Raw genomic sequence first — 25,698 nt, 5'->3', positions numbered from 1 at the left:
AAAGCGCCTCGGTGAATTGTTTCGAAAATCGATACACCGAGGGTTTTCCCATGCACACCAACATTGAACTCGTTGATGATTTGATCGCCGAGGCGATGGAAATTACCGGTCTCTCTACCAAAAAGGCGACAGTGGAAAAGGCGTTGAGGGATCTCGCGCGCATTCATCGTCAAATGCATGCGCTTCATGCATTGGAGGGTATGGGCTGGGAAGGCGATCTAGATGAGATGCGGACGGACTGGGACGCGATCATCGTCGCTACTTACTGTATCGAAAACGGATACGAACGACTGCACAACGACCGAGACTTTCAGCCTATGGCCGATCATCTCGGTCTGCGACTGGCCTGATCTTTCAAACCACCTTCACCGTTCCCTCGACACGCACCGGAAAATTCACTGACCGGGCGATGAAGCACTTGTCATGCGCATCGTGGTGCAATTCGTCCGCCCTTTCGGGATCACCCTTCGAGATGGTGATGACCGGTTTCAGCACCACCTCGCTGAATTGCCCGGCGCCGTCCTTTTTCATAACCAGCGTGCCTTCGGCATTGTCGACATAGTCTTCAACGATGATGCCATTGACGGAGCAGAAATGCAGGTACCATAGCTTGTGGCAGGCCGAGAGCGAGGCAACCAGCAGGTCTTCCGGGTTCCAGCGGGAGGCATCGCCGCGAAAGGCGGGATCGGAAGAGCCGGCGATATCCGCTTTCCCTGCCGTGGAAATCGTGTAGTCGCGTTCATAATCGCGGTAGCCGGAAGTCCCTTTGCCACGATTGCCGGTCCACTTCACCTGAACGGCATAGTGATGTTCCTGTCCTGCCATTTCATTTCTCCCTTAGAGTTTTTTGTCGCATTTCCCGGACGTAAACCGCTACGCGCTTTTATTGGAAATGCTCTGGTGTATCGCGCAGGTGGTCGAGCCCGCGGCGCAGAGTCTCGATGATCTGGTCCACCTCCGAGCGGCTGATCGTCAGCGCCGGTGAGGCCAGCATGCGGTCGCCGGTGGCACGCATGACGAGGCCGTTTGCCAGGCAATGGTTGCGCACGGCGGTGCCGATGTCATCCGGCTTGGCAAAACGCCTGCGGGTGGCCTTGTCGGCTGCAAGCTGCAGGCCACCCATGAGGCCGACATTCACTGCCTCACCCACCAACTCGTGGTCGGTGAGGCTTTTCCAGCCTTGGGAAAAATAAGGGCCGATATTATCCTTCACCCGCTCCACCAGCCCCTCATCCTCGATGATACGAATATTTTCCAGAGCGGCGGCGGCGCAGACGGGGTGGCCGGAATAGGTGAAGCCATGGTTGAAATCACCGACCTCGGACAACATTACCTCCGCGACGCGGTCGGAAACAAGGACGCCGCCGATCGGCAGATAACCGGATGACAGGCCCTTGGCGACGGGCGCGAGGTCCGGCTCCACGCCGAAATGCTGGTATCCGAACCAGGAACCGAGGCGGCCGAAACCGCAGATCACCTCGTCGGACACCAGCAGAATGTTGCGCGCCTTGCAGATGCGGGCGATTTCCGGCCAGTAGGTTTCCGGTGGCACAATGACCCCACCGGCGCCCTGAATGGGTTCCGCCACGAAAGCCGCGACATTCTCTTCACCGAGCTCGTCTATCTTCGCTTCCAGTTCGCGGGCCACCTTCAGGCCGAATTCCGCGGGTGAGAGATCGCCGCCTTCCGCATACCAATAGGGCTGGCCGATATGGGCGATACCCTCGATCGGCAGATTGCCCTGCTCGTGCATCCACTTCATGCCGCCGAGCGAAGCGCCGGCGACCGTAGAGCCGTGATAGCCGTTGCGCCGAGCGATCACCTTGGTCTTCGTCGGATGGCCGAGCGCCTTCCAGTAGACCCGCGCCATGCGGAACCAGGTGTCGGTGGCTTCCGAACCGGAATTGGTGAAGAATACATGGTTCATCTTCGGCCCGGCACGGGAAGCGATCTTCTGCGCCAGAAGTGTGGCTGATGGTGTCGTAGTGCCGAAAAAGGCGTTGTAATAGGGCAGTTCGTTCATCTGGCGTTGCACGACATCGGCGATCTCGCGGCGTCCGTAACCGATATTGACGCACCATAGTCCGGCAAAGGCGTCGAGATACTTCTTGCCGGTGCTGTCATAGATGAAGACGCCTTCTGCACGCTCGATGATGCGGGTGCCGCTAGCGTTCAGCTTACCCATATCGGAAAAGGGGTGAAGGTGATGGGCGGCATCGATGGCGGCAAGGTTGGACACCGGCTTGGAGACTTCATTCATGACAGATCGCACTCCCGCAAAGACGACGGCGCCTTCCGGAGCCGCACCCAACCGAACATGGCCGGGCGGCTTCGATTTGGCAAGACTGGCGTTTTCGGGGGGATCGAGATGATGACTCGGCCTTGCCGCTTGTTTCTTCTCCCCGCCGGGGAGCAGAAATGCGCCGCTACCTTGAAGCAGGTTCGATTGCACCGTTACGGAGGTGGTGCGCTACGCCAAGACCCCTCGCCCCACCAGCACCTTCAATTCACCGGCATGGACTTCAAGTGCCACGTCGCGCTCCATCGGCAGCAATTCGCCATCGATGACGCAGCGCACGTCATGGCGCTTCTTGGGAAAATGAAGTTCCACATCCGTGACCGTCGTGGCCGTTACCGCAGCGTTTTCCTTCAGCTTGCCGCGCAGGATGTCGAAAGCGAGCCTCGCGACGCCCGAGGGGCGCAGGGGATCCGTGAGATAGAAGCCGAGATGGCCGCCCGAGACATTATCCGCGACCAGAAGCGAGTTCTGCCCGAATTCATTGTTGGAGACGGAAATTGCTGACACCTTGCGGCGCTGCGTCTTGCCATTGACCGTATATTCCACCTCGAAGACCGGCGGATTGAGAATGACGCTGATGGCGGCGCGGACGCTTGCCTTGATCTTGCCAAGGCGGGAGGCGAAGGCGAGGTTGTTGCGATAACGCACCATGCGCGAATGCAGGCCTGCGGAAAACTGGTGGACGAAAAGACGGCCGTTGGCGCTGGCGATATCGACATTGGCGATCTCGCCATTCGCCAGTGTCTCCAGGACCTGGCGGATATCGAGCGGCAGCTTCAGCGAGCGGGCGAACAGGTTCATGGTGCCGGCCGGTACGATACCGAGCGCGATGCCGTGTTTCCAGGCGATACCGGCAGCGGCCGAAATCGTTCCATCACCACCGCCGGCGATAATGCCTTCGATATCAGGCTCATCGGCGGCGCGTTCCATCTCCTCGACGACTTCCTTGCCGGAGACCACGCGGCAGTCGATCGTGTGGCCGGCGCGTGAAAAAACCTCGCGGGCGTGGTCGCAATAGGCATCCATATCCGTGGTGCGGAAGGTGCCGCCGTCACGATTGAAAATTGCAATGAGCTTCATATTTCCAACCTGATTCTGTGAGGCAGCCGCGCGTAAATGCTTGGGCTTATATAGGGTTCCAAACACCATCGCGTGAAGATGCTCTTTTGCCGAGAATCGCTCTACCGCAATGCATCATTTCATGTTAGATATCACTTAAGGTCATTTTCATGACCGCGCATCTCCAGTCAGGGCAGGCCGTTCCCATACGGTCTTGCCCTTTTTTCTGTGGGGTCCTCCCCCTTTTCAGGTCGCAATGAGCCATTCGAATTTGTCGGAAGCCCGCCTCGAGGCGGAGAGTGAAACCGTTGTTGCGGCAAGGCCTGCAGTGGCACTGACGCCGTTTGCCGTCGCACTCATCGAACTGGCGCTTGCCGCCGGCGGTTTCGGCATCGGCACCGGCGAATTCGCCATCATGGGCCTGCTGCCTGACGTCGCAACGACCTATGGCGTCACGGTGCCCCAGGCAGGTTACGTCATCACGGCCTATGCGCTGGGCGTCGTCATCGGCGCGCCCATCATCGCGGTGCTGGCTGCGCGCATGACGCGGCGCACCCTGCTTCTCGGCCTCATGGGACTTTTCGCACTCGGCAATATCTTAAGCGCCGTCGCACCTGATTTCCTGAGCTTTACCGTGCTGCGCTTCATCACCGGCCTGCCGCACGGCGCCTATTTCGGCGTTGCAGCGCTGGTCGCCGCCTCCATGGCGCCAATCCACAAACGTGCCCGCGCCGTTGGCCGCGTCATGCTTGGCCTCACCATCGCCACGCTGCTTGGAACGCCGCTTGCCACTTTCTTCGGGCAGATGCTTTCCTGGCGCGCGGCCTTCATGCTGGTGGGCGGCATCGGGCTGTTGACCGTCGCCCTGCTGTGGCTGTTCCAGCCGCGCGACAAGGTAGAGGAAGGTGCCAGCGTTTGGCGTGAACTCGGAGCTTTCCGCCGCGTGCAGGTGTGGCTGACGCTCGCCATCGCATCGGTCGGTTTCGGCGGCATGTTCTCGGTTTTCAGCTATATCGCCAAGACCACCACCGATGTCGCGATGATGCCCGTTTCCACCGTCTCCATGGTGCTAGCCCTCTTCGGCATCGGCATGAATGTCGGCAATGTGGTCGGCTCGCGGCTGGCCGATATCTCGCTCAACGGCACGATCGGCGGCATGCTGGCCTTTAACGTGGTCGTCATGGCCGTGTTCGGCATGACGGCGCATGACCCGTTCATGCTGTGTCTCTGCGTCTTCCTGATCGGCTGCGGTTTTGCCGCCTGCCCCGCCGTGCAGACGCGGCTGATGGATGTGGCAGCGGATGCGCAGACGCTTGCGGCTGCCTCCAACCACTCCGCCTTCAACATCGCCAACGCGCTCGGCGCATGGCTTGGCGGCATGGTCATCGCCATGGGCTATGGATATGCCTCCACCGGTTATGTGGGCGCTGTTCTTTCGCTTCTCGGGCTTGGCGTTTTCCTTGTGTCGGTCACCGTCGAACGGCGCGCAAAAGCCGGCTGAAAGCCGGTTTTTCAGCGGCCGGAACACCCGCTCCTGCACCTGCAATAAACCTTACGGAAATTTCACGATCGGCTCGCTTGACTCTTTTTGGTTTCGGGCGCAACACGGCGTTACGCGCAGGCCGTGACCCGGCACAGCGCGGATTTTAACGGAGCATCATTTGATGTCTAGCGACAGTAGTAGTCGATTGCCTTTGCCGAAAGCGGCGAACGGGAACTGATCCGGCACCTGTCGGCTCACCACCGCGTTCGTCGTAATCGGCGAATCGACGGAAAGGTGAGCAATCATGAACTTCCACACCCTCTCCCAGAGAGCCAGCAAGGCCGCACGTCTTCTCCGCAGCGGAAATGCCGGTTCCACCACCATTGCAGAACGCGTCGAGCACCTCAACACACTCGATACGCATGAGGCAGTCGCCGCCCTGCTCGCCATGCCGCAGGCAAAGGCCGTCGCCATTCTCGACCGGCCGGAACTGCATGACGCAGCCGCCATCATTGCCGGCATTCCGCTTGACCAGGCCGCCCGCTTCGTCAACCTGATGTCTGACGACCGCGTTGCCGACGTCATGGCGGAAATGGACGAAGAGCCGCGCGCAAAGCTGTTTTCCCGGCTGGACCGCACGACCGCGCTCTCCATCAAACATCTGATGGGTTATCCGCCGCGCACCGCAGGCTCGATCATGACCACGGAATTCGTCAGCGTGCCGGATAGCTGGACGGTGGAACAGACCCTTTCGCACATCCGCGTCGTCGAGCGGTCGCGTGAAACGGTCTATGCCATCTATGTGCTGGCGCAGGACGGAACACTGTCCACCGTCGTGACGCTGCGTCGCCTGCTGACCGGCGAGGCCAGTGCCTCCATTCTCTCCGTCGCATCGAAGGAAGGCATCGTCTGTGCCAGCCCCTTGATGTCGCAGGAGGATGTTGCCCGGCTGATCCGCAAGCACGACCTTCTGGCGCTTCCCGTCGTTGACGATCACTCGCACATTCTCGGCATCGTTACGGTCGACGACGTGATCGACACCATGATCGCCGACACCACGGAAGACGCCCACAAGTTCGGTGGTATGGAAGCACTCGGCAAGCCCTATATGGCAATGGGTTTTCCGGACATGATCCGCAAGCGCGCAGGCTGGCTGGCTGCCCTGTTCCTGGGTGAAATGCTGACGGCAAGCGCCATGCAGCATTTTGAAGGCGAGCTGGAAAAAGCCGTCGTGCTGACGCTGTTTATTCCGCTCATCATGTCATCAGGCGGCAACTCCGGTTCGCAGGCCACCTCGCTCATCATCCGGGCGCTGGCGCTCGGCGAACTGAAGCTTTCGGACTGGTGGCGGGTGCTGCTGCGGGAAATCCCGACGGGCCTGACGCTTGGCTGCATTCTCGGCGCCATCGGCTTCCTGCGTCTGACCATCTGGCAGCAAGCCGGCTTTTACGATTACGGCGACCACTGGCTGCTGGTGGGCGCTACCGTTTTTGCCGCACTCGTTGGCATCGTCACCTTCGGCTCGCTGGCGGGCTCCATGCTGCCCTTCCTGCTGCAGCGTCTGCGGCTCGATCCAGCCAGCGCATCTGCGCCGTTCGTCGCCACGCTGGTGGATGTCAGCGGCCTCGTCATCTACTTCTCGGTGGCGCTGGTGATCCTCAGCGGCACGCTGCTCTGAAACACAAAAGGCCCGCTCGAAAGAGCGGGCCTTTTCATTTGCGGGGGTTTCCGACAGGGCAAGCACCCTCAGCCGCCGGCGCTGATAACGCCCGTTCCGAGAAGTCCCAAAAGAATGACGCCGATGACCACCCGGTACCAGACGAAGGGCATGTAGCTCTTGGTGGAGACCAGCTTGAGGAAGACGACGATCACGGCGTAACCGACGACGAAGGCGATCAGGGTTGCAAGCCCCGTCTGGCCCCAGCCTACAGGGTTCTCCTCGCCGATGCTTTTGAACAGCTGGTAGAAACCGGAACCGAAGACGGCGGGAACGGCAAGCAGGAAGGAATACCGTGCGGCCGCCTCGCGCGTGTAGCCTAACAGCAGGCCGGCGCTGATGGTGCCGCCCGAGCGCGAGACGCCAGGGATGAGCGCCATGGCCTGCGCGAAACCGAACAGGATGCCATCACGCCAGATCAGCTGGTTCAGCTTGTAGCGCTTCTTGCCGATCCTGTCGGCGACGCCGAGAATGATGCCGAAGACAATCAGCATTACGGCAGTGATATAGAGATTGCGCAGCGAATGCTCGATGGCATCCTTGAAGAACAGGCCGAGCAGCACGATCGGAACCGAGCCGACGATGATCAGCCAGCCAAGCCGCGCATCGGACTTGTCATAGGGTCCGAGGCGAAGGTTCTGCCGGAGCCAGGCGGCAGCGATCCGCATGATATCGGACCAGAAATAGACCAGCACCGCCGCTTCCGTGCCGATCTGCGTAATCGCCGTGAAGGCGGCGCCCGGATCCGCACCGGAGGGCAGAAACTCCCCGGCTATCCTCAGATGCGCGCTTGAAGAAACCGGAAGAAATTCCGTAAGTCCTTGCAAAAGGCCGAGAAATCCGGCCTCCAACCAACCGATGCTCATGTGATTTGTTGTCCCTGCTGCGAATCGAATTCGCAGCATTATGCATCAAACCGGGCAAATCCGTGTTGCATCGCACCATGAAAAAGAAGTGCCGGAGGGCTTGGTTTTACCCGTTATTTTTCAGGCCGCCTTCTCCGCAGCCTCGGGATGAAGGGTGTATTTCGCACCGTTCTTGCACACAACATGGGCGTCGCCCCAGCTTTTCAGCGCCGAGATCACCGGCTTCATGGTTTCGCCAAGTGGCGTCAGCGCATAGTCCACGCGCGGCGGCACCACCGGGAAGACGGTGCGCGAAATCAGGCCCGCCTCTTCCAGTTCCCGCAGCTGCTTGGTGAGCATGCGCTGGGTGACGCTCGGGATGTGGCGGCGCAACTCGTTGAAGCGCAGGGTGCCCTCATTGATGAGGTGATAGAGGATCACGCCTTTCCATTTGCCGTCGAGAAAACTCAAGGCAGATTCCACCGGGCAGCCCGGAAAATTGCCGGTAAGCTTGGCGCGCGGTCGCGACATCACAGTATCCTTTTTGTATGTATCATCACAAAATGTGCATTCTTGCGATCGATGTTCATATGTATCAAGTAAGAGGCACGCAAACAAGCAAAGGAGACTGTTCATGCGCGCCATCGGTTACAAGACGAGCCAGCCCATCACCGCAACGGATGCATCGACCTCGACCTGCCGCAGCCGGAGGCGACGGGGCATGATATTCTGGTGGAGGTGAAGGCCGTTTCGGTCAATCCTGTTGACACCAAGGTTCGCCGCAACCAGGCGCCGGAAAACGGCGCTGCCCGCGTGCTGGGCTTCGATGCGGCGGGCGTGGTGAAAGCCGTCGGCGACAAGGTATCGCTGTTCAAGCCCGGCGACGAGGTGTTTTACGCTGGCGTCATCAACCGCCCCGGCTCCAACAGCGAATTTCATCTGGTCGATGAGCGCATCGTCGGCGCCAAACCGAAGTCACTGAATTTCGAGGAAGCAGCGGCACTGCCGCTGACCGCGATCACGGCCTACGAGACGCTGTTCGACCGGCTGCGAGTGACAGAGCCCGTTCCGGGTGCGGCAAATGCCGTTCTGGTGATCGGTGGCGCCGGCGGCGTCGGCTCGATTGCCATCCAGCTTCTGCGCGCACTGACCGATCTCACCGTCATTGCCACGGCTTCGCGGCCGGAAACGATGCAATGGGCCAAAGACCTCGGCGCGCATCATGTCGTCGATCACAGCAAGCCGATTGCTCCGCAGGTGGAAGCGCTTGGCCTTGGTGCACCGGGCTTCGTATTCTCGACCACCCATAGCGACATTCACGCCGCCGACAGCGTGGCGACCATTGCGCCGCAGGGCCGTTTCGCGCTGATCGACGATCCGGCCGGCGGTTTCGATGCCATGGCGTTCAAGCGCAAATGCGTTTCAATCCATTGGGAAATGATGTTCGCCCGCGCGGTTTTCCAGACGCCTGACATGATCGAACAGCACAAGCTGCTCAATCACGTTGCGGAACTGGTCGATGCAGGCAAGATCAAGACGACGTTGACCGAGGTTTTCGGCACCATCAACGCCGCAAATCTCATCAAGGCCCACGCCTTGATTGAAAGCAACACGGCCAAGGGCAAGATTGTGCTTTCGGGCTTTTGATCTACACGTCACACGAAATGGGAGGTGCGCGCCTGATAAAGCGCGCCCTTCCCGGTCAATCGTCTTCCGGATCTTCCGGGCATGGCCATGCGGCAGGCGTCGTCAGGCCGCTTGGCAGTTTCGTCTTGGCGTCGCCGCAGGCGATGTCGATCTGTTTCTGCTCAAGGCCGGTGGCGGCGGAAAGATCGACCCCCTCAATGCGGGTCAACAGCAGGAAAGCGTTGGCAAAATCCACCGCGCCGCCGAGCTTTGCGCCCTGGAAGCTGGCACGCGACAGGTTGGTCAGCGAAAATTTCGAGCCGGACAGGCTGGCATCTTGAAACTCGGCACGCCCGAGTTCAGCCTTGGTAAAATCCGCGCCGTCCAGCTTAGCCTTGTTGAAATTGGTCCGCTGCATTTCCGCATTGATGAATTTTGCGCTGGTGGCATCGGCGGCGGAAAAGTCGCTGCGGTAGGCTTCCACCTTCGTCAGGTTGGCGCCCTGCAGGTTCGCCTCTCCGAGAGCCGTCCGGATGAGTTTCGCCTTTTCAAGATTGGCGCCCTTCAGCGAGGAGCCGCGCAAATCAGTATAGGTGAAATCCGTGCCGTAAAGCATCGCCGAATCGAGGTTGCTGCCGCCCAGCATCAGGAGGCGCTTGTTGCATTCGCGCCAGTCGATGCCGGCCATGGCGTCGGCGCGGCAGCTGGCGGCCATCAGAGGGCTGCCACTGAGCGAAACGGCAACCACCATACCTGCCGCCAGACCCGCGACGATCCTTGTATTCCGCACGATATTCAGCCTCTGAAAGCCGGACATTCCATCACTCCTGCCGCCGGGCGACGGCCCAAACGCAACATATGCACATTCAAGGCGTTACCGCATCCCTGGCCCACAATCCATGGACCATGCGAAGCGACAACACCCCAACATCCTATATGTAAGAAATCGAAGGGCAATCCACAAATACTAGGGGGGACGAGACTTTCGATGCCTCGCGCACGAGACATCATCCTCCCGCTCGTCGCGAGGATCCAACCACGTATCGAGAAATCAATCGGTTGCAGATGCCCGGGACTAGCCCGGGCAAGACGAAGGTTGCCGGCAGGCCGGCATCACCATCACATATTGGCGTAAACCGGCCCTTCGCCACCCTGCGGCGGCACCCAGTTGATGTTCTGATTCGGATCCTTGATATCGCAGGTCTTGCAGTGCACGCAGTTCTGCGCGTTGATCACGTAGACCTCCTCGCCGTCCTTCTCCACCCACTCATAAACGCCGGCAGGACAATATCGTGTCGAGGGACCGGCATAGACGTCGTGTTCGGAACGCTTCTGCAAGTCCATATCCTTCACCTGAAGATGCACCGGCTGGTCTTCCTCATGGTTGGTGGAGGACAGGAACACCGATGACAGCCGGTCGAAGGTCAAAACGCCGTCCGGTTTCGGATAGGCGATCGGCTTGTGTTTGGAGGCCGGCTCAAGGCTCTGCGCATCCGTCTTGCCGTGTTTCAGCGTGCCGAAAACGGAGAAACCGAACAGCTGGTTGGTCCACATGTCGAGACCGCCAAGGCCGACACCGATGAGCGTGCCGAATTTAGACCACAGCGGCTTGACGTTGCGCACCCGCTTCAGGTCCTTGCCGATATCGCCGTCGCGCCATTCCGCCTCGATCTCGGCCACTTCATCATGGGCGCGACCGGCGGAAATAGCCGCGGCGATCTTTTCCGCCGCCAGCATGCCCGACAGCACCGCATTGTGGCTGCCCTTGATGCGCGGCACGTTGACGAAACCGGCAGAACAGCCGATCAGCGCACCGCCGGGGAAAGTCAGCTTCGGCACCGACTGGTAACCGCCCTCGGTAATCGCGCGCGCGCCATAGGAAATGCGCTTGCCGCCGTCGAAAGTGTCGCGGATGGCCGGATGCGTCTTGAAGCGCTGGAATTCCTCAAACGGATAAAGATAGGGGTTCTTGTAGTTCAGGTGCACGACGAAGCCGACGGCGACGAGATTGTCTTCCAGATGATAGAGGAACGAGCCGCCACCGGTCTTGAAGCCGAGCGGCCAGCCGAAGGAATGCTGCACGAGGCCCTGTTTGTGGTGTTCCGGCTTGACCTGCCAGAGTTCCTTGATGCCGATGCCGAATTTCTGCGGTTCACGATCTTTCGAAAGGTCAAACCTGGAAATCAACTGCTTGGCGAGCGAACCGCGCACGCCTTCGCCAATCAGCACATATTTGCCATGCAGCTCCATGCCGCGCGTGAAGGCGGGGCCGGGTTCACCGTTCTTCTCGATGCCCATATCGCCGGTGGCGACACCAATCACCGCGCCCTCGTCATTATAAAGCACTTCGGTGGCGGCAAAGCCCGGATAGATCTCGACGCCGAGCGCTTCCGCCTTTTCCGCCAGCCAGCGACAGACCAGCCCAAGCGAAACGATGTAATTGCCGTGATTGTTCATCAGCGGCGGCATCATGAAGTTTGGCAGACGGATGGAGCCCGCCGGGCCTAAGAACATGAACTGGTCGTCCTTGACCTCGGTCTTGAAGGGATGCCCCTCTTCCTCACGCCAGCCGGGCAGAAGCCGGTCGATGCCGATGGGATCAACCACGGCACCTGAGAGAATATGCGCGCCGACTTCAGCGCCCTTTTCCAGAACGACGACCGAAAGCTCCGGCTCGACCTGCTTCAGACGGATCGCGGCGGCAAGGCCCGCAGGACCCGCACCGACGATCACAACGTCGAATTCCATCGCTTCGCGTTCCGGCAGTTCCATCGCTTCCGTCATCTTGTCCTCTCACCTCGCCGGTCCCATCCGGCTGTTGTTATATCCGCTTCCGGCATTCGCACCGTGTTGCCTGCACTGGCCGAAAAGCCCGTCTGCGACAACACATTCGCCCCAGCCTGTCTTCGCAAAGCACGACGCCTTTGTCGAGCTTCCATAGCGGCAAAACATGTCGCACGCCACTCAATTGTCAGACAACCTGACGAGTATTTTATTACTTTTACGTGCACGTAAGATTGAGAATAGGAGTGCGAAGCGAAAGCGTCAAGGGTTGTAAGGATTTGGAAACCGCTCCCGATCCGATATTGGACAGTGAAAGCGCTAAACCGAAAGCACCTTCCAACACAAGCCGACACCTCAGTTTTGCGCCGATAGCGGTCATGAAGCAGGCGGAAGTTCAAGGCCGTTCGGTAATGAAATCCAGATGACGGTCTGAGCTTCTGGCGAGTGTCGCGAGAGATGGCCTTTTCCGTGCGTGTCCTCGATTAGCACGAAGCTACCAGCCGAAGCGTGGCGCACCTCGCCATCGCTAGTCTCGTACTCCACGGAACCATCAAGTCTTACTGTCAGAACAGGCTCGGGCACGTTATGCCATGCGACTTCTCGCATTCCCGCCGGAATATGCGTGATGCGGACGCGAGAGGCTGGGTAGCTACCTGTGACATCGAAAGGAGCGGCGTCTGGGTGAACTGACCGCTTGGTAGTGGGCAAATCGATTTCATCGAAATGAGACTCGCCATCCGGCGTAGCATAGATGCGCAGGCACTTCATTGATGGTTCCCTTGAGAGAAGTGAAATGGGCTTGGCAACGAATGCTCGCGTATCAGGAAAATACTACCGCAGTTTAAATACCTCCACTCCCCAACATCAAACCGCCCATTCCTCATCCGTCGTAAACACAATCGTCAGCCACCGATCCGTCCCCTCGCCGCCGAGTGCATCGCCGATCTCGTCGCGGATCGCGTCCCATTCTTCGAGACGCCGGGGTGGCCAGTTTTTCGGGACGATGAAGAAGAGTTCGATCTGGCGGCCTCGGCCCACGCGGGCGACATAGGAATAGTGCGAGGCGAAGCCGAATTTTTCGACGGTTTCGGCCGCTACCCTGTCCACATGCTGCTTGAATTCAAACGGCGTCACCAGAAGGATGTCGGCAAGCGCCTGTTTCACATTGCCGAGCGGCATGGGAATGATGATGAGGCAGACCAGCGCCAGCACGGCGGGGTCGATATAGGGCGCGATCCACTGATGCGCGGTTCCCGTCAGCCCGTAGCCGATGGCGAAGGCGAGGAACAGGGCTGCGCTCAGGAGCGCGCTCATCAGCCAGCTTTTGGCGTCCAGCGCCACGAAGGCCGATTTCAGTCTGCGGTTCTGGCGTTTGACGAACCATGCCATGACGAGCGAAACGGCAAAGCTGACGAAGGTGACGATGATGGCGTAATCGAACTCGATCGATCTGCCGCCGTCCATCAGGCTGTCGATGGCGTTGATCAGGGCATAGATCGCAGCGCCCATCAAAAGCGTGCCGTTGAGGCCGAGGACCATCGGCTCCAGATGCCAGAAGCCCATGGTGAAACGCTCTGCCAGCCGGCCACCGGGCCGTGGGGCGGCGGAAGCCGCGATCAGCCGCGCCACCAGTAGCGCCAGCACCGTCATGAATGCATCCGTCAGGGCATAAACGCCATCGAACACTACCGCGAAAGAACCGGAAAACAGGCCTGCGCCAATGCCGAACGCGGCCAGAAGAACCGTGATGGCAATTGAGAATTTCAGCAGAGATTGTTCGGTCATGACGCGTATTTAACCTTCAAAAGCGGGCGCCGCCTTCCTATAAACAGCACGGATGGAGCGGGATAGCGAAAACTGTGTAAGGTTTTCGCCTGTAGTCACGCTTCGATTCTTTGATCTGCTGCAAACAAGACAGGACAAAACCCATGGATCTCGGCATTTCCGGCAAACGCGCCCTCGTTCTCGCCTCCTCTCGCGGCCTTGGGCTGGGCATCGCCACGGCGCTGGCGAACGAAGGCGTGAATGTTCTTCTCGTTGGCAGAAGCAGCGAAAAGCTGGACGCGAACTGCAAGACGATCAACGCGCTGGGCAAGGGCAAGGCCGACTGGGTGCGGGGCGATCTTGGCGATGACAATTTCGTCGAGGCCATGGTTCAGGCCGTGAACGACAAGCTCGGCGGCATTGACATTCTCGTCAACAACACCGGTGGCCCGACGCCGGGTCTTGCGCAGGAGATCACGACCGAGAAGCTGGTGAGCTTCTTCCAGTCGATGGTGCTGCGCGTCATCACGCTCACCAATGCGCTGCTGCCGCAGATGAAGGAACAGGGATTTGGCCGCATCCTGACCGTTGCCTCCTCCGGCGTGTTCGAACCCATCCCCAATCTGGCACTCTCCAACACGCTGCGTGGAGCGCTGGTGGGCTGGAGCAAGACATTGTCGAGCGAAGTGGCCGGTTTCGGCATCACCTCCAACCTTCTTCTGCCCGGCCGCATCCATACCGACCGCATCGACGAGCTGGATGGGGCCAATGCCAAGCGCCTGGGTAAAAGCATGGAGGAAATCCGCGAGGCTTCGGTCAAGAGCATTCCGGCAGGCAGGCTTGGCACGGTGGAAGAATTCGCCGCCGCCGGGGCTTTCCTCTGCTCGGTTCGGGCAAGCTACATCACCGGCACAATGCTGCGGGTGGATGGCGGCGCAGCGAAATCGAACTGACGCCAGTGAGACACCGGAGCGGTCAAGAGGCCGCTCCGTAGACTACGAAGCGGTTTCTGCCGGTATTCTTGGCTTCATAGAGTGCCGTGTCGGCGCGGCGCAGCACATCGCTCGCGCTCTCGCCTGGATCGGCAAAGGCAATGCCGGCCGAACAGCTGTAACGGAAATCCGGCACATCGCTTAGCGGCGATGCCTCGGTCAACGTCGCCAGCAGCTTCTGCATGGTGCTTTCCGCGCTCAGCATTCGCGAACCGCTGAGAACGAGCAGAAACTCCTCACCGCCGATCCGCCCCACCAGATCGTCCCGGCCGATCGCGGCGGAAAGCCGGGTGGCGAAATCCTTAAGGACGAGATCGCCGCAGGCATGCCCGAAACGGTCGTTCACAGCCTTGAAGTGGTCGATATCCATGATGATCACCGCAAGCGCCTGCGCCTTGTTGGGGCCAAGCATCTGGTTGAGGATATCCATGGCATAGCGGCGGTTACCGAGGCCCGTGAGCTCGTCGCTCAGCGCCGATTTCAGCGCCCTGTCGCGCTCCTGCCGCAGATCGCGCAACTGGATGCCAAGCTCGGAAACATCGGTCACGACACACAACATCCAGCCGCCCGGCAGCGTCGTTTCCGTCGTCAGCATCCAGCGTCCATCGTTCAGGCTGGTTTCGATGGTGCGGTAAGGCAACTTGCCACGCCTTGTCCGCGCCGAGCGCAACCACAGTTCGAAATCGGTGGTTTCGACCGCCGTTCCTGTCGAGCTGCGATACCCGCCGCGCATCAGCTCCATCCAGCTCGGAAAACCGTCCGGAGCCATGCCCAGCGCCTCGCGGAAGGCCGCATTGGCAAAGCGCAACTCATCGCTGCCATCGAAAAGGGCATAACCCTGCTGCGATGACGCCATGAGGTTCATAAGCTGGGAATGGAAAATTTCCACGTCGCCGCGAATGAGGACCTCCGGCCCGGGCGGCACATCTTGGAGGGCGGAACATGCCTGCTTGCGGGACATCTGGACTTCCGGGTTACAACGCGACAGCTACAATTAAGAAAGCTCCCTGAGGATATATCCTTTATTTATACTTTGCGATTGCGAAAAAATATTTAATACGCATCGCAAAACTGTATTTATAACAGAAAATTACTTTATTCTAATGTTTTAATAAACCGAGAAGTGGCGCTTGCCATTCTGCCGGGCCTGTGCAATCAACCGCCCTCCTCTGACATCGGGATGCCAAATGCGTCCCTTATTCTCACGCCGGGCCGCCTTTGGGCCGGGCGAGCATTTCTATCGGCGACAAGGATATGGCGATGACGCAAAAGCGGGCACTGGGCCTCGATTTCGGCACGACCAACACGGTCATGGCTCTTTCCGACGGTGGCGGCGACAGCCGCTCCATGCAGTTTACCAGCAGCGCGGGCACGGATGACAGCATGCGCACCGCGCTCTCCTTCATGAAGGATTCGGGCCTTGGTGCGGCTGCCCTGCACGTGGAAGCGGGCCACGCAGCCATCAGGCAATTCATCGATAATGCGGGCGATTGCCGCTTCCTGCAGTCGATCAAGACATTTGCGGCCTCGCCGCTCTTCCAGGGCACGTTGATCTTCGCCAAGCGCCAGAGCTTCGAGGATTTGATGGACGTGTTCCTGCGCAAGCTGAAAACCTATGCAGGCGCAGAGTGGCCAAGCGACGTCTCGACCGTCATCGCCGGTCGCCCCGTGCGTTTCGCCGGCAGCAATCCGGATGAGACGCTGGCGCTCTCCCGCTACAACGAAGCGCTGACGCGTGCCGGCTTTCCGGAAATCCATTATGTCTACGAGCCGGTGGCGGCCGCCTATTATTTCGCCCAGAGCCTGAAGAAGGACGCCAATGTGCTGGTGGCGGATTTCGGCGGCGGCACCACCGACTATTCGCTGATCCGCTTCGAGACCCATGCCGGCAAGCTTTCCGCCACCCCCATCGGCCATTCCGGCGTCGGTGTCGCCGGTGACCATTTCGACTTCCGCATGATCGACAATCTGGTTTCGCCGGAAATCGGCAAGGGCAGCAAGTTCAAGAGCTTCGACAAGGTGCTGGACGTGCCTTCCGGCTACTACGTGAATTTCGGTCGCTGGAACCAGCTGTCTATCTTCAAGACCTCGAAGGAATTCACCGATCTGAAATCGCTGGTGCGCTCGGCGCTGGAGCCGGACAAGCTCGAACTCTTCATCGATCTGGTGGAGCATGACGAGGGTTATCCGCTCTATCAGTCGATTTCCGCCACCAAGATGGCGCTGTCATCGGCCGAAGAAGCGGAATTCAACTTCGCGCCGCTCGGCAAGGCCGGCCGCAAGATGGTCAAGCGCAGCGATTTCAACAACTGGATCGCCGACGACCTCGCCAAGATCGAGGGCGCGCTGGACGAGGTTCTGGAGAAGACGCAAGTTGCGCCTGAGGCAATCGACAAGGTGTTCCTTACCGGTGGCACCTCCTTCGTGCCGGCAGTGCGCGAGCTTTTCACCCGTCGTTTCGACGCGGACCGGATCGAAACCGGCGGCGAGCTGCTCTCGATTGCCCATGGTCTGGCCATGATCGGCGAAAGCGGTGACATTCAGCGCTGGACAGCGTGATTTACGGGTTCCCCGGGCGGGGAACATGGGATAATTTCACCCCATGATCGCCGCTCACGACCTCTCCCCGGCCGAACTCGCCGCGCTTCTGCATTTCCATGCGGATGCGGGCGTGGACTGGTTGCTGGAAGACGGACCTGTTGACCGTTTCGCCGAATTTGCCGCCTCCCGCCCTGCCCGACCGGCAGCGCGTCAGGAGAGTTCTGCGCCCGCACGCCAGATGGACGGCGGCACGGAGCGTCGTGCCGATGCTCCGCAGCGGCAGACGGCAGGTCGCAGCGCGCCGACGAGAGGCGCGCCGCCTGCTCCTGCACTTCAGCAGAATGTCGCCATGCCGGACGAACAGGCCGTGGCGGCTGCCCGTTTTGCGGCTGAAAGCGCAAGGTCGCTTTCCGAACTGAAAATCGCGCTTGAGGGTTTCAGCGGCTGCAACCTCAAGAACAGCGCCCGCAACACGGTATTCACCGAAGGCGACCCTACTTGCACCGTCATGGTCATCGGCCCGATGCCGGATGCGGATGACGACCGCGAGGGCCAGCTTTTTGCCGGCAAGACCGGTCTGCTGCTCGACCGTATGCTGGCCGCTATCGGCCTTGACCGCGCACGCATCATGCTCGGCAATGTCGTGCCCTGGCGTCCACCGGGCAACCGCCCGCCGACTCAGGCCGAAATGGATATTTGCCGCCCCTTCATCGAGCGCCAGATCGCCCTTGCGGAGCCGAAACACCTGTTGCTTCTTGGCAACTTGACCGCACGTTTCTTTTTCGGCGGCACCGGAACGATCCATACGCTGCGCGGACAGTGGCGTGATGTCGCAGCCGGGCACCTGGTTTTACCGGCGCTGGCGAGCCTGCATCCGCAGGAACTTCTAAACGCACCTGCCAGCAAGTCATTGGCATGGCAGGATTTATTGGCGTTTCAGGCAAAAATCTCCGAAGGCTGATTGCCTGATTCTTACTCAGAGTAAACGAAGTATGAAAAAAGCCATGCGTATTACGCATAACAGCGGCGCGCTGACCCGGCTTGCCGAATCCATGCTGCACTGCGATAAGCCAGCCTGTGTCTTGGGAGGAATTCGGTTTAAGGAACCAAGGCAATGACAACTCGCTTCCGTCCGGTACATTCCGGCTTTGAAACGCTCCGACTGGCGGGCCTCGGCCCTCGCTCCAGTCAGGGTTACCATCGTTTCGGCGCTGCCGCTAACGAACAGATGACCGCACGTGCTGCCATGCAGCAGGTTCGCGTCACACGTCCTGCAGCTGTCTTTGCGGATTTCCGCGAGCGCTGAGAGCACTCAGGCCGGTGTAAAACCGGTCCATATCTATGATTGCGCGCTGGCGTCTTTCTTCGGGAAGGCGCCTTTTGCATTTACGCGACTAGGCGCCGACACGACAACGGCTCTGGCATCGACGATGCCGCATGTTTGCGACCTCCGCCAAATTTGGTGCGTCACCCCTGCGGCGTGGAGGCCTTTCGTGCCGCGCGTCTCGCCAGGCCCAGCTGGTGCTCGCGGAAAATGATGAAGATGCCGGCGAAAATCACGATTGCCGTGCCGATCAACATGGTGAGCGTGGGAATGTCTCCGAACAGGATATAGGAGACCGCTATCCCGAAAACGATGGAGCTGTATTCGAAGGGCGCGATGGTTGAGACCTCCGCGTGGCGATAGCTCTCCGTCAGGAAGATTTGCGCGACGCCGCCGCAAATGCCGCTGGTGACCAACAGCACGGCCTGCTTGGTATCCAGAGCGCTCCAGCCGAAGGGCACGCTGACGAGCGACAGCAAGGTGGCCGTGAGCGAGAAATAGAGAACGATGGTCGGCGTCTTTTCCGTTTCCACCAGTTGCCGCACCTGGATCATTGCGAGACCGCCAAGTGCGGCCCCGCAGAGCACGGCAATCGCGCCCAGCCCCTCGCCCGCAGCAAAACCGCCTTCGCGCAACAGGGTCATCTTCGGCCACAGGATAACCAGCACGCCCATCATGCCAACGAAAACCGCGCTCCAGCGGTAGATGCGGACCTTCTCGCGCAGGATGAAGGCGGCGAACACGACGGCCAGCAGCGGTGAGGCATAACCGATGGCAATGAACTCAGGCAGCGGCAGCAGCGTCAGCCCGTAAAACCCACAGGCCATGGAGAGAATGCCGAGAAACCCACGCTTGAAATGGCCGATGAGATTGTTGGTGTGCAGCGCGCTCGTCAGCGCATGCAGCCAGGCAAGATAAACGACGATGGGGATGATGGCGAAAGCGGAGCGGAAGAAAGTGATCTGACCGGCCGGCACATCAGGACCGGAGGCCTTGATACAAGTCTGCATCACCAGAAAAAAGCCAACCGAAATCAGCTTCAGGCTTATCCCCCGAAAGGGATTTGTCGGTTCGGCGTTCATCGGCAGTTACTCATATCGGCTGCGCAAACACGCCATCGGGAGATTGTTCATGCGGGGAGGACGACGCGGGGGAATTGGATTTGCACAAGGCTAGAGCATTCCCGAAGCGCTTTACAACAAAAAATGTTATTTACCCATGAATTCGGTTGATCTGGTGAGGCGCAGGATTGCTTTCCTGGCTTGTGGCCTCGTCGCCTCCATTGTTCAGGCCTTCAGCCCCGATGGCGACGTGAGAATCAGGCCAAAAGCGACACGCGCTAAAATTTGAAGAAAATAAAATACAATTTCAGCAATCGTTCAACATTTGCTGGCATGGTCCGCAGGTCCGGCAGCGGTAGGATCGTCTGCAGGGGCGGCAAAGCCTTCCATGGCAGGACAGAACGTCCTCCCGATGCGCACATGATTGTGACGAATACTCTACCTATTTTACATCCGGGCCTTATGACGACATGATGCCCGGAAGACAACGACAAAGTTATTCAGGAACAGTCATGCGAACAGACACGGGCCAGATCGTTCACCTGGCAGATTACCGCCCCACCGATTTCGTTCTGGAGCGGGTGGATCTCACCTTCGAACTCGACCCCAAGAATACCAAGGTCGAAGCCCGTCTGATCTTTCATCGCCGAGAGGGCGTCGACGTGTCAGCGCCGCTCGTTCTCGATGGCGACGAGTTGACGCTTTCGGGCCTGCTGCTCGATCAGGTGGACATTCCCGCAAGCCAATATGATGCGACGCCTGATAGCCTGACGATCCGCGATCTGCCTGCGGAGACGCCCTTCGAGATCTGTGTCACCAATTATATCAACCCGCAGGTCAATACGCAGCTGATGGGGCTTTACCGCACCAACGGCGTTTATTGCACCCAGTGCGAGGCGGAAGGTTTCCGCCGCATCACCTATTTCCCGGACCGGCCGGATGTTCTGGCACCCTATACGGTGACGATCATCGCCGCGAAGGAGGGCAATCCGCTGCTGTTGTCGAACGGCAATTTCCTCGGCGGCGGCAATTACGATGAAGGCCGCCACTTTGCAGCCTGGTTCGATCCGCACCCGAAACCCAGCTATCTCTTTGCGCTTGTCGCCGGCGATCTCGGCGTGGTGGAAGACACGTTCACCACCCTTTCCGGCCGCGAAGTGGCGCTGAAGATCTATGTCGAGCATGGCAAGGAGCCGCGCGCGGCCTATGCCATGGATGCACTGAAGCGCTCGATGAAATGGGATGAGGAACGCTTCGGCCGTGAATACGACCTCGATATCTTCATGATCGTCGCCGTGTCCGATTTCAACATGGGCGCGATGGAGAACAAGGGTCTCAACGTCTTCAACGACAAATTCGTGCTGGCCGACCCGGAAACCGCGTCCGATGCGGACTACGCCAATATCGAGCGCATTATCGCGCATGAATATTTCCACAACTGGACCGGCAACCGCATCACCTGCCGCGACTGGTTTCAGCTGTGCCTGAAAGAAGGCCTGACGGTCTATCGCGACCAGGAATTTTCCGCCGACATGCGCTCGCGCCCGGTCAAGCGCATCGCCGATGTGCGCCACCTGAAATCGGAGCAGTTTCCGGAGGATTCCGGTCCGCTGGCCCATCCGCCCCGCCCCGATACCTATCGCGAAATCAACAACTTCTACACGACAACCGTTTATGAAAAAGGCGCCGAAGTCACCCGCATGATCGCCACGATCCTTGGGGAAGACGACTTCAAGAAAGGCATGGACCTTTATTTCGAGCGCCACGACGGCGAAGCAGCGACTGTTGAGGATTTCGTCAAGAGTTTTGCCGATGCCAGCGGCCGCGACCTGTCGCAGTTTTCGCTTTGGTACACCGAGGCCGGCACGCCGCTCGTCTCCGTTTCCTCCGCCTACGATGCCGCCAAGGCGACCTTCAGGCTGACGCTGGAACAGACCGTCGCACCAACGCCCGGCCAACCGGTGAAGCAACCGCGGCATATTCCGCTATCGCTGGCGCTGATTCTCGACAATGGCCAGATCGCCGAGCCGCAGGCTGTCACCGGCGGCGAATACCGCGACGGCGTGCTGCATCTGACCGAACGCAACCAGACATTCTCCTTCTCCGGCATTTCATCGCGCCCAGTGCTGTCGCTCAACCGCAGCTTCTCGGCGCCGATCAACCTGCATTTCGAACAGAGTGCTGCCGATCTGGTGCAGGTCGCCCGGCACGAGACGGATATGTTTGCCCGTTTCCAGGCGCTTACCGATCTCGCTTTGCCGGCGCTGATTGCCGCTACCAAGGCCGTGCAGAACGGCCAAGAAGTACGCTCGGACGCCGACCTCATCGCAACGCTGATCGAAATCGTCGGCGACGCTTCGCTTGAACCCGCTTTCCGGGCACAGGCGCTGGCGCTGCCGAGCGAAACGGACATCGCCCGCGAACTGGGCGGCAATACCGACCCGGACGCCATCCACAAGGCACGCAACGCGACGATCAAGGCCATTGCCACGGCCGGTCTCGAAACACTCCGCCGGCTCGCCGACAGCGACGGCAACGGTGAAGCCTACAGCCCCGATGCCGACAGCGCCGGACGGCGTTCGCTTCGCAACGGCGCGTTGAGCTTCCTTGCTTTTGCCGAGGGAACGCCTGACAGGGCGGCAAAGGCCTATGCCGGCGCCACCAACATGACGGATCTTGCGCATGCGCTTGGTGTGCTGACCCAGCGTTTCCCCGACAGCACGGAGACAAAGGAGGCGCTTGCCGCCTTCGAAGCCCGCTTTGCGGACAACGCGCTGGTTCTCGACAAATGGTTCTCGCTGCAGGCCGCCATTCCCGGCGACGGCGCGCTGGAACGTATCAAAGCGCTGATGACGTCGAAACACTTCATCGCCTCCAATCCCAACCGGGTGCGGTCGCTGGTGGGCACGCTCGCCTTCTCCAACCCGACCGGTTTCCACCGTGCCGACGGTGCTGCCTACCGGTTCCTCGCCGAGCAGATCATAGCCATCGACAAGCGTAATCCGCAGCTTGCCGCGCGCATTCTCACCTCCATGCGCTCCTGGCGGTCGCTGGAAGCAAGCCGCGCCGAACACGCCAAGGCAGCACTTTCGACGATCGCCGAAGCAAAAGGTCTTTCGACGGATGTCAGCGATATCGTCGGGCGTATTCTGAAAGGATAATACCCGGCGAACATTCGCCAACTGCCCTATTCCGGACAATGCCTGTGCGCCGTCTTGATTTCCGTCAAGGCGGCGCAACGCATTGCGCGACACAATCGTCAGCGACAGGCCGGGGAGCGGCCGCAAACGGAAAGTGACTTCAGATGACGGATATTTCCAACGCCAGCAATTCGTTCCAGTGCTTCATCGCCGAAGCACCGGCCCATCAGGCTGTCTGGCTTCAGGCCGTGCAGGGGCTGGGTGCAGCGTCCACGCTGGATGCCAAGACGCAATGCCTGGTCTATATCGGCATTCTCGCCGCACTGCGGCTGGAAGGCGGCGTGGCATTTCATGTGCTGGAAGCCAAAGCGCATGGCGCAAGCCGTGACGACATCATCAGCGCGGTGCTGACCGGGCTTCCTGCCGCCGGAAACGGCGTTCTCGCCGCACTTGGACCTGCTCTCGAAGCTTTCGACAAGGCTTGAGAACCACCGGCCGCAACACACCGGAACGTTCCAGACAGGCCATCAGGGTGTCGGTTTTTCCAATGCCTGGCGCCGCTGTGCAGACCGTAACGCGCTGTCCCGAAAAAATACGGAGTCGGTTCAAGGGGTTAAAATTCTTTTAACTTTTGCCTCTGGACACGGCGAATCGCATTTGATTCACTATGCATATTCGAGCGGCGGCGCTTCGAATCAGTGGGGATATCTTGAAGGCGGGACAATGACGAACGTGCGGCGGGCGACTGCGGGCGATGAGCGGCCGTATGCCAAATTTTCTGATCTTGCGGCCTGGGGCGAACGGCTTTCCAGCGACCTGATGGGTTTGATGAACGGCTCCGACCGCCCGATGCCGCAGGTCGAGACCCTGCTGAAGCGCCTCATTCCCATTCTCATTCTTGCATTTCTCGTCGTCATCGCGGCGTCGCGCATGCTGGGCATCGTTGCCGAATATAGTCGCATGGAAGAGGCAGCTCGCCACTCTACCGCTCTGACGGCGCTGACGGCCAAAGCAGCCCTTATCAACAACGGTATTGTCTTTGCCTCGCAAGAGCGCACCCGCGCCGAGGCGAGCCTTGCCGCAGCGCTGCCTTCGGGCAGCCTTGCTGATGGCACCATGGTGCTTCTGTCGGGCAGCAACGGCCGGATTTTCGCCGGCGCCGGCAAGGGCGCCACGCTTTATATCGGCACCTCCCTGCCCGCTTTGCTTCCCGAAATCGCCATTGTACAGCGTTTTCCCGGCGCCCCCGGCACCATCGAAACCAATATCGACAACCAGCCGCATTATGCGACGATGATCCCCTTCGGCGACGATGGCGGCATGGTCATCGCGGCGCGCTCGCTTGAGCCGATCCGTTCTTTCTGGCGCAGCGAAATCGCCATGAACGTGACGCTGTTTGCCGGAATCTCCTCGATCCTTCTCGTCGTGCTCTACGCCTATTACATGCAGGTCAGACGCGCCCGCGATGCCGACGACATCTTCGCCGAATCGAACCTGCGGGTGGAGACGGCGCTGTCACGTGGCCGCTGCGGCCTGTGGGACTTCGATCTTTCCACGCGGCGCATGTTCTGGTCGGGCTCACTCTACGAAATCCTCGGCAGACCGCCGAAGGCCGCACCGCTGTCCTTTTCCGATGCGGCGCGCATGATGCATTCCGAAGATGGAAACCTCTACGAGCTTGCGCGTGCTGTCGGCTGCGGTGATCTGCGCCAGATCGACCAGATCTTCCGCATGCGCCACGCGAAAGGCCACTATGTCTGGCTGCGCGCCCGCGCCCAGGTCATCCGCACCAATAACGGCCCGCGCGTCATCGGCATCGCCATGGACGTGACCGAGCAGCACCGCCTTGCGCAACGTTACGCCGAGGCAGACCAGCGCCTTGCAGACGCCATAGAATCCACCTCGGAAGCCTTCGTGCTGTGGGACAAGAACGACCGTCTCGTCATGTGCAACACCCATTACCAGAAGGCTTACGGCTTGCCGGACAGCGTTCTGGTAGCGGGCACCGAAAAGAGCGCCGTGCAGGCGGCTGCGGCGCGCCCGGTCGTGGAGCGGCGCGTTGCGGACGCCGATCAGTCAGGCCTTTCGCGCATGACGGAAGTGCAGCTTGCCGACGATCGCTGGCTACAGATCAATGAGCGCCGCACCCGTGACGGCGGCCTCGTCTCCGTCGGCACCGACATTACGCTTCTGAAGCGCCATCAGGAGCGCCTGCGCGACTCCGAACGCCGGCTGATGGCCACCATCGGCGATCTTTCCGCCTCGCAGCATAAGCTGGAGCGGCAGAAGACGGAGCTTTCAGACGCCAACGCCAATTATCTCGCCGAAAAAGAGCGCGCCCAGGCGGCAAACCTCGCAAAGTCCGAATTCCTCGCCAATATGAGCCATGAGCTGCGCACGCCGCTCAACGCCATTCTCGGCTTTTCCGACATCCTGCAAAACGAGATGTTCGGCCCGGTTGGCTCGCCGAAATATTCCGAATATGCCCGGGATATCCACGACAGCGGCAAGCACCTCCTAAACGTCATCAACGACATTCTGGATATGTCCAAGATCGAAGCCGGCCATATGCGGATCAACCGCGAGACGATCGATCTCGCGCCGCTGATCGAGGAAACCCTGCGGCTGACGGCCATCCAGGCGGAACAGAAGAACATCACCGTGCAGCAGAAGGTCTGCGCCGGGCTGACGATGCAGGGCGACCGCCGCGCCATGAAGCAGATCATGCTCAACCTTCTGTCCAATGCCGTGAAGTTCACCGGTAATGGCGGCCGCGTAGCGCTGCGCACCCATGTGCATCAGGCCGCCATGATCCTCACCATCGCCGATACCGGCATCGGCATTCCCGCCGAGGCGCTCGACAAGATTGGCCAGCCCTTCGAGCAGGTGCAGAGCCAATACGCCAAAAGCCAGGGCGGCTCAGGCCTCGGGCTCGCCATCTCGCGCTCGCTCGTCAGGCTGCATGGCGGCACGATGAAAATCCGCTCCTGCGAAGGCAGAGGTACGGTTGTGACGATTATCATCCCGCATGCGGCAGGGTGCTGTGGCACGGTGCATTGAAGC

General features: G+C 59.9%; 21 protein-coding genes and 1 pseudogene. 11 read left to right on the top strand and 11 right to left on the bottom strand.

Annotated elements, in window-relative coordinates:
* Positions 1-50 precede the first annotated feature (50 nt).
* Positions 51-350, top strand: coding sequence for a type II toxin-antitoxin system VapB family antitoxin (locus CRO62_RS27805; protein ID WP_097102036.1), 300 nt, complete (start codon positions 51-53; stop codon positions 348-350).
* 4 nt (positions 351-354) lie between these two features.
* Here the strand turns inward: CRO62_RS27805 and CRO62_RS22645 are convergent, their stop codons facing one another.
* The 3 genes from CRO62_RS22645 to CRO62_RS22635 form a co-directional block, all read right to left on the bottom strand.
* Positions 355-825: an OsmC family protein gene (locus CRO62_RS22645; RefSeq protein ID WP_097102034.1), complete on the bottom strand. Its 471-nt coding sequence runs from the start codon at positions 823-825 to the stop codon at positions 355-357.
* A 58-nt stretch (positions 826-883) separates the two neighbouring features.
* Positions 884-2,260 carry an aspartate aminotransferase family protein gene (locus CRO62_RS22640; protein WP_097102032.1) on the bottom strand — a complete coding sequence of 459 codons (1,377 nt, stop codon included), beginning with the start codon at positions 2,258-2,260 and terminating at the stop codon, positions 884-886.
* Positions 2,261-2,470: 210 nt separating this feature from the next.
* Positions 2,471-3,379, bottom strand: coding sequence for a diacylglycerol/lipid kinase family protein (locus CRO62_RS22635; protein ID WP_097102030.1), 909 nt, complete (start codon positions 3,377-3,379; stop codon positions 2,471-2,473).
* 235 nt (positions 3,380-3,614) lie between these two features.
* Between CRO62_RS22635 and CRO62_RS22630 the strand changes: the two genes are divergently transcribed.
* Positions 3,615-4,859, top strand: a complete 1,245-nt coding sequence (locus CRO62_RS22630; protein ID WP_097102028.1) for an MFS transporter — start codon at positions 3,615-3,617, stop codon at positions 4,857-4,859.
* 286 nt (positions 4,860-5,145) lie between these two features.
* The gene (gene mgtE / locus CRO62_RS22625) at positions 5,146-6,519 is read left to right on the top strand and encodes a magnesium transporter (protein ID WP_097102026.1); all 1,374 of its coding nucleotides are present in this window, start codon (positions 5,146-5,148) and stop codon (positions 6,517-6,519) included.
* 68 nt (positions 6,520-6,587) lie between these two features.
* Here mgtE and CRO62_RS22620 read toward each other — a convergent pair whose 3' ends face one another.
* Positions 6,588-7,424 carry an undecaprenyl-diphosphate phosphatase gene (locus CRO62_RS22620; RefSeq protein ID WP_003512187.1) on the bottom strand — a complete coding sequence of 279 codons (837 nt, stop codon included), beginning with the start codon at positions 7,422-7,424 and terminating at the stop codon, positions 6,588-6,590.
* Positions 7,425-7,544: 120 nt separating this feature from the next.
* Complete coding sequence (locus CRO62_RS22615) at positions 7,545-7,934, bottom strand: winged helix-turn-helix transcriptional regulator (protein WP_003512185.1); 390 nt, start codon at positions 7,932-7,934, stop codon at positions 7,545-7,547.
* A 103-nt stretch (positions 7,935-8,037) separates the two neighbouring features.
* Here CRO62_RS22615 and CRO62_RS22610 point away from each other — a divergent pair.
* Positions 8,038-9,050, top strand: a pseudogene (locus CRO62_RS22610) (zinc-binding alcohol dehydrogenase family protein).
* A 55-nt stretch (positions 9,051-9,105) separates the two neighbouring features.
* Here the strand turns inward: CRO62_RS22610 and CRO62_RS22605 are convergent.
* The 4 genes from CRO62_RS22605 to CRO62_RS22590 form a co-directional block, all read right to left on the bottom strand.
* Positions 9,106-9,846, bottom strand: a complete 741-nt coding sequence (locus CRO62_RS22605; RefSeq protein WP_013635767.1) for a pentapeptide repeat-containing protein — start codon at positions 9,844-9,846, stop codon at positions 9,106-9,108.
* Positions 9,847-10,148: 302 nt separating this feature from the next.
* Positions 10,149-11,813, bottom strand: coding sequence for an electron transfer flavoprotein-ubiquinone oxidoreductase (locus CRO62_RS22600; protein WP_097102024.1), 1,665 nt, complete (start codon positions 11,811-11,813; stop codon positions 10,149-10,151).
* Positions 11,814-12,188: 375 nt separating this feature from the next.
* Positions 12,189-12,581, bottom strand: coding sequence for a hypothetical protein (locus CRO62_RS27695; protein WP_097102022.1), 393 nt, complete (start codon positions 12,579-12,581; stop codon positions 12,189-12,191).
* 96 nt (positions 12,582-12,677) lie between these two features.
* Positions 12,678-13,598 (bottom strand): cation diffusion facilitator family transporter, encoded by a 921-nt coding sequence (locus tag CRO62_RS22590; RefSeq protein ID WP_013635764.1) that lies wholly within the window; start codon positions 13,596-13,598, stop codon positions 12,678-12,680.
* Between the two features lie 143 nt (positions 13,599-13,741).
* On the opposite strand from CRO62_RS22590, the gene CRO62_RS22585 reads away from it, so the two are divergent.
* Complete coding sequence (locus tag CRO62_RS22585; protein WP_097102020.1) at positions 13,742-14,530, top strand: SDR family oxidoreductase; 789 nt, start codon at positions 13,742-13,744, stop codon at positions 14,528-14,530.
* A 22-nt stretch (positions 14,531-14,552) separates the two neighbouring features.
* Here CRO62_RS22585 and CRO62_RS22580 read toward each other — a convergent pair whose 3' ends face one another.
* Positions 14,553-15,530: a sensor domain-containing diguanylate cyclase gene (locus CRO62_RS22580; RefSeq protein WP_065661207.1), complete on the bottom strand. Its 978-nt coding sequence runs from the start codon at positions 15,528-15,530 to the stop codon at positions 14,553-14,555.
* 299 nt (positions 15,531-15,829) lie between these two features.
* On the opposite strand from CRO62_RS22580, the gene CRO62_RS22575 reads away from it, so the two are divergent.
* From CRO62_RS22575 to CRO62_RS22560, 3 genes are all read left to right on the top strand, one after another.
* The gene (locus tag CRO62_RS22575) at positions 15,830-17,128 is read left to right on the top strand and encodes an Hsp70 family protein (protein WP_097103227.1); all 1,299 of its coding nucleotides are present in this window, start codon (positions 15,830-15,832) and stop codon (positions 17,126-17,128) included.
* Positions 17,129-17,171: 43 nt separating this feature from the next.
* A complete protein-coding gene (locus CRO62_RS22570) occupies positions 17,172-18,071 on the top strand; it encodes a uracil-DNA glycosylase (RefSeq protein ID WP_097102018.1) in 900 nt (299 codons plus the stop codon).
* Positions 18,072-18,224: 153 nt separating this feature from the next.
* Positions 18,225-18,416 carry a hypothetical protein gene (locus CRO62_RS22560; RefSeq protein ID WP_003497027.1) on the top strand — a complete coding sequence of 64 codons (192 nt, stop codon included), beginning with the start codon at positions 18,225-18,227 and terminating at the stop codon, positions 18,414-18,416.
* 161 nt (positions 18,417-18,577) lie between these two features.
* On the opposite strand, the gene CRO62_RS22555 is transcribed toward CRO62_RS22560, so the two are convergent.
* Positions 18,578-19,516, bottom strand: a complete 939-nt coding sequence (locus tag CRO62_RS22555; protein WP_097102016.1) for a DMT family transporter — start codon at positions 19,514-19,516, stop codon at positions 18,578-18,580.
* 491 nt (positions 19,517-20,007) lie between these two features.
* Here CRO62_RS22555 and pepN point away from each other — a divergent pair, with 491 nt between their 5' ends.
* The 3 genes from pepN (at position 20,008) to CRO62_RS22540 (ending at position 25,695) form a co-directional block, all read left to right on the top strand.
* Complete coding sequence (gene pepN, locus CRO62_RS22550; RefSeq protein WP_097102015.1) at positions 20,008-22,656, top strand: aminopeptidase N; 2,649 nt, start codon at positions 20,008-20,010, stop codon at positions 22,654-22,656.
* 143 nt (positions 22,657-22,799) lie between these two features.
* On the top strand, positions 22,800-23,120 hold the full coding sequence (locus CRO62_RS22545) for a carboxymuconolactone decarboxylase family protein (RefSeq protein WP_097102013.1): 321 nt from the start codon (positions 22,800-22,802) through the stop codon (positions 23,118-23,120).
* Positions 23,121-23,358: 238 nt separating this feature from the next.
* Positions 23,359-25,695, top strand: coding sequence for a PAS domain-containing sensor histidine kinase (locus tag CRO62_RS22540; RefSeq protein WP_097102011.1), 2,337 nt, complete (start codon positions 23,359-23,361; stop codon positions 25,693-25,695).
* The last annotated feature ends 3 nt before the right edge of the window (positions 25,696-25,698 follow it).

Source organism: Rhizobium sp. AN6A, from assembly GCF_900215635.1.
GTDB lineage: Bacteria > Pseudomonadota > Alphaproteobacteria > Rhizobiales > Rhizobiaceae > Agrobacterium > Agrobacterium tumefaciens.
Note: the sequence above shows the minus strand (reverse complement) of the source record. Positions and strands in the feature narration are given on the sequence as shown.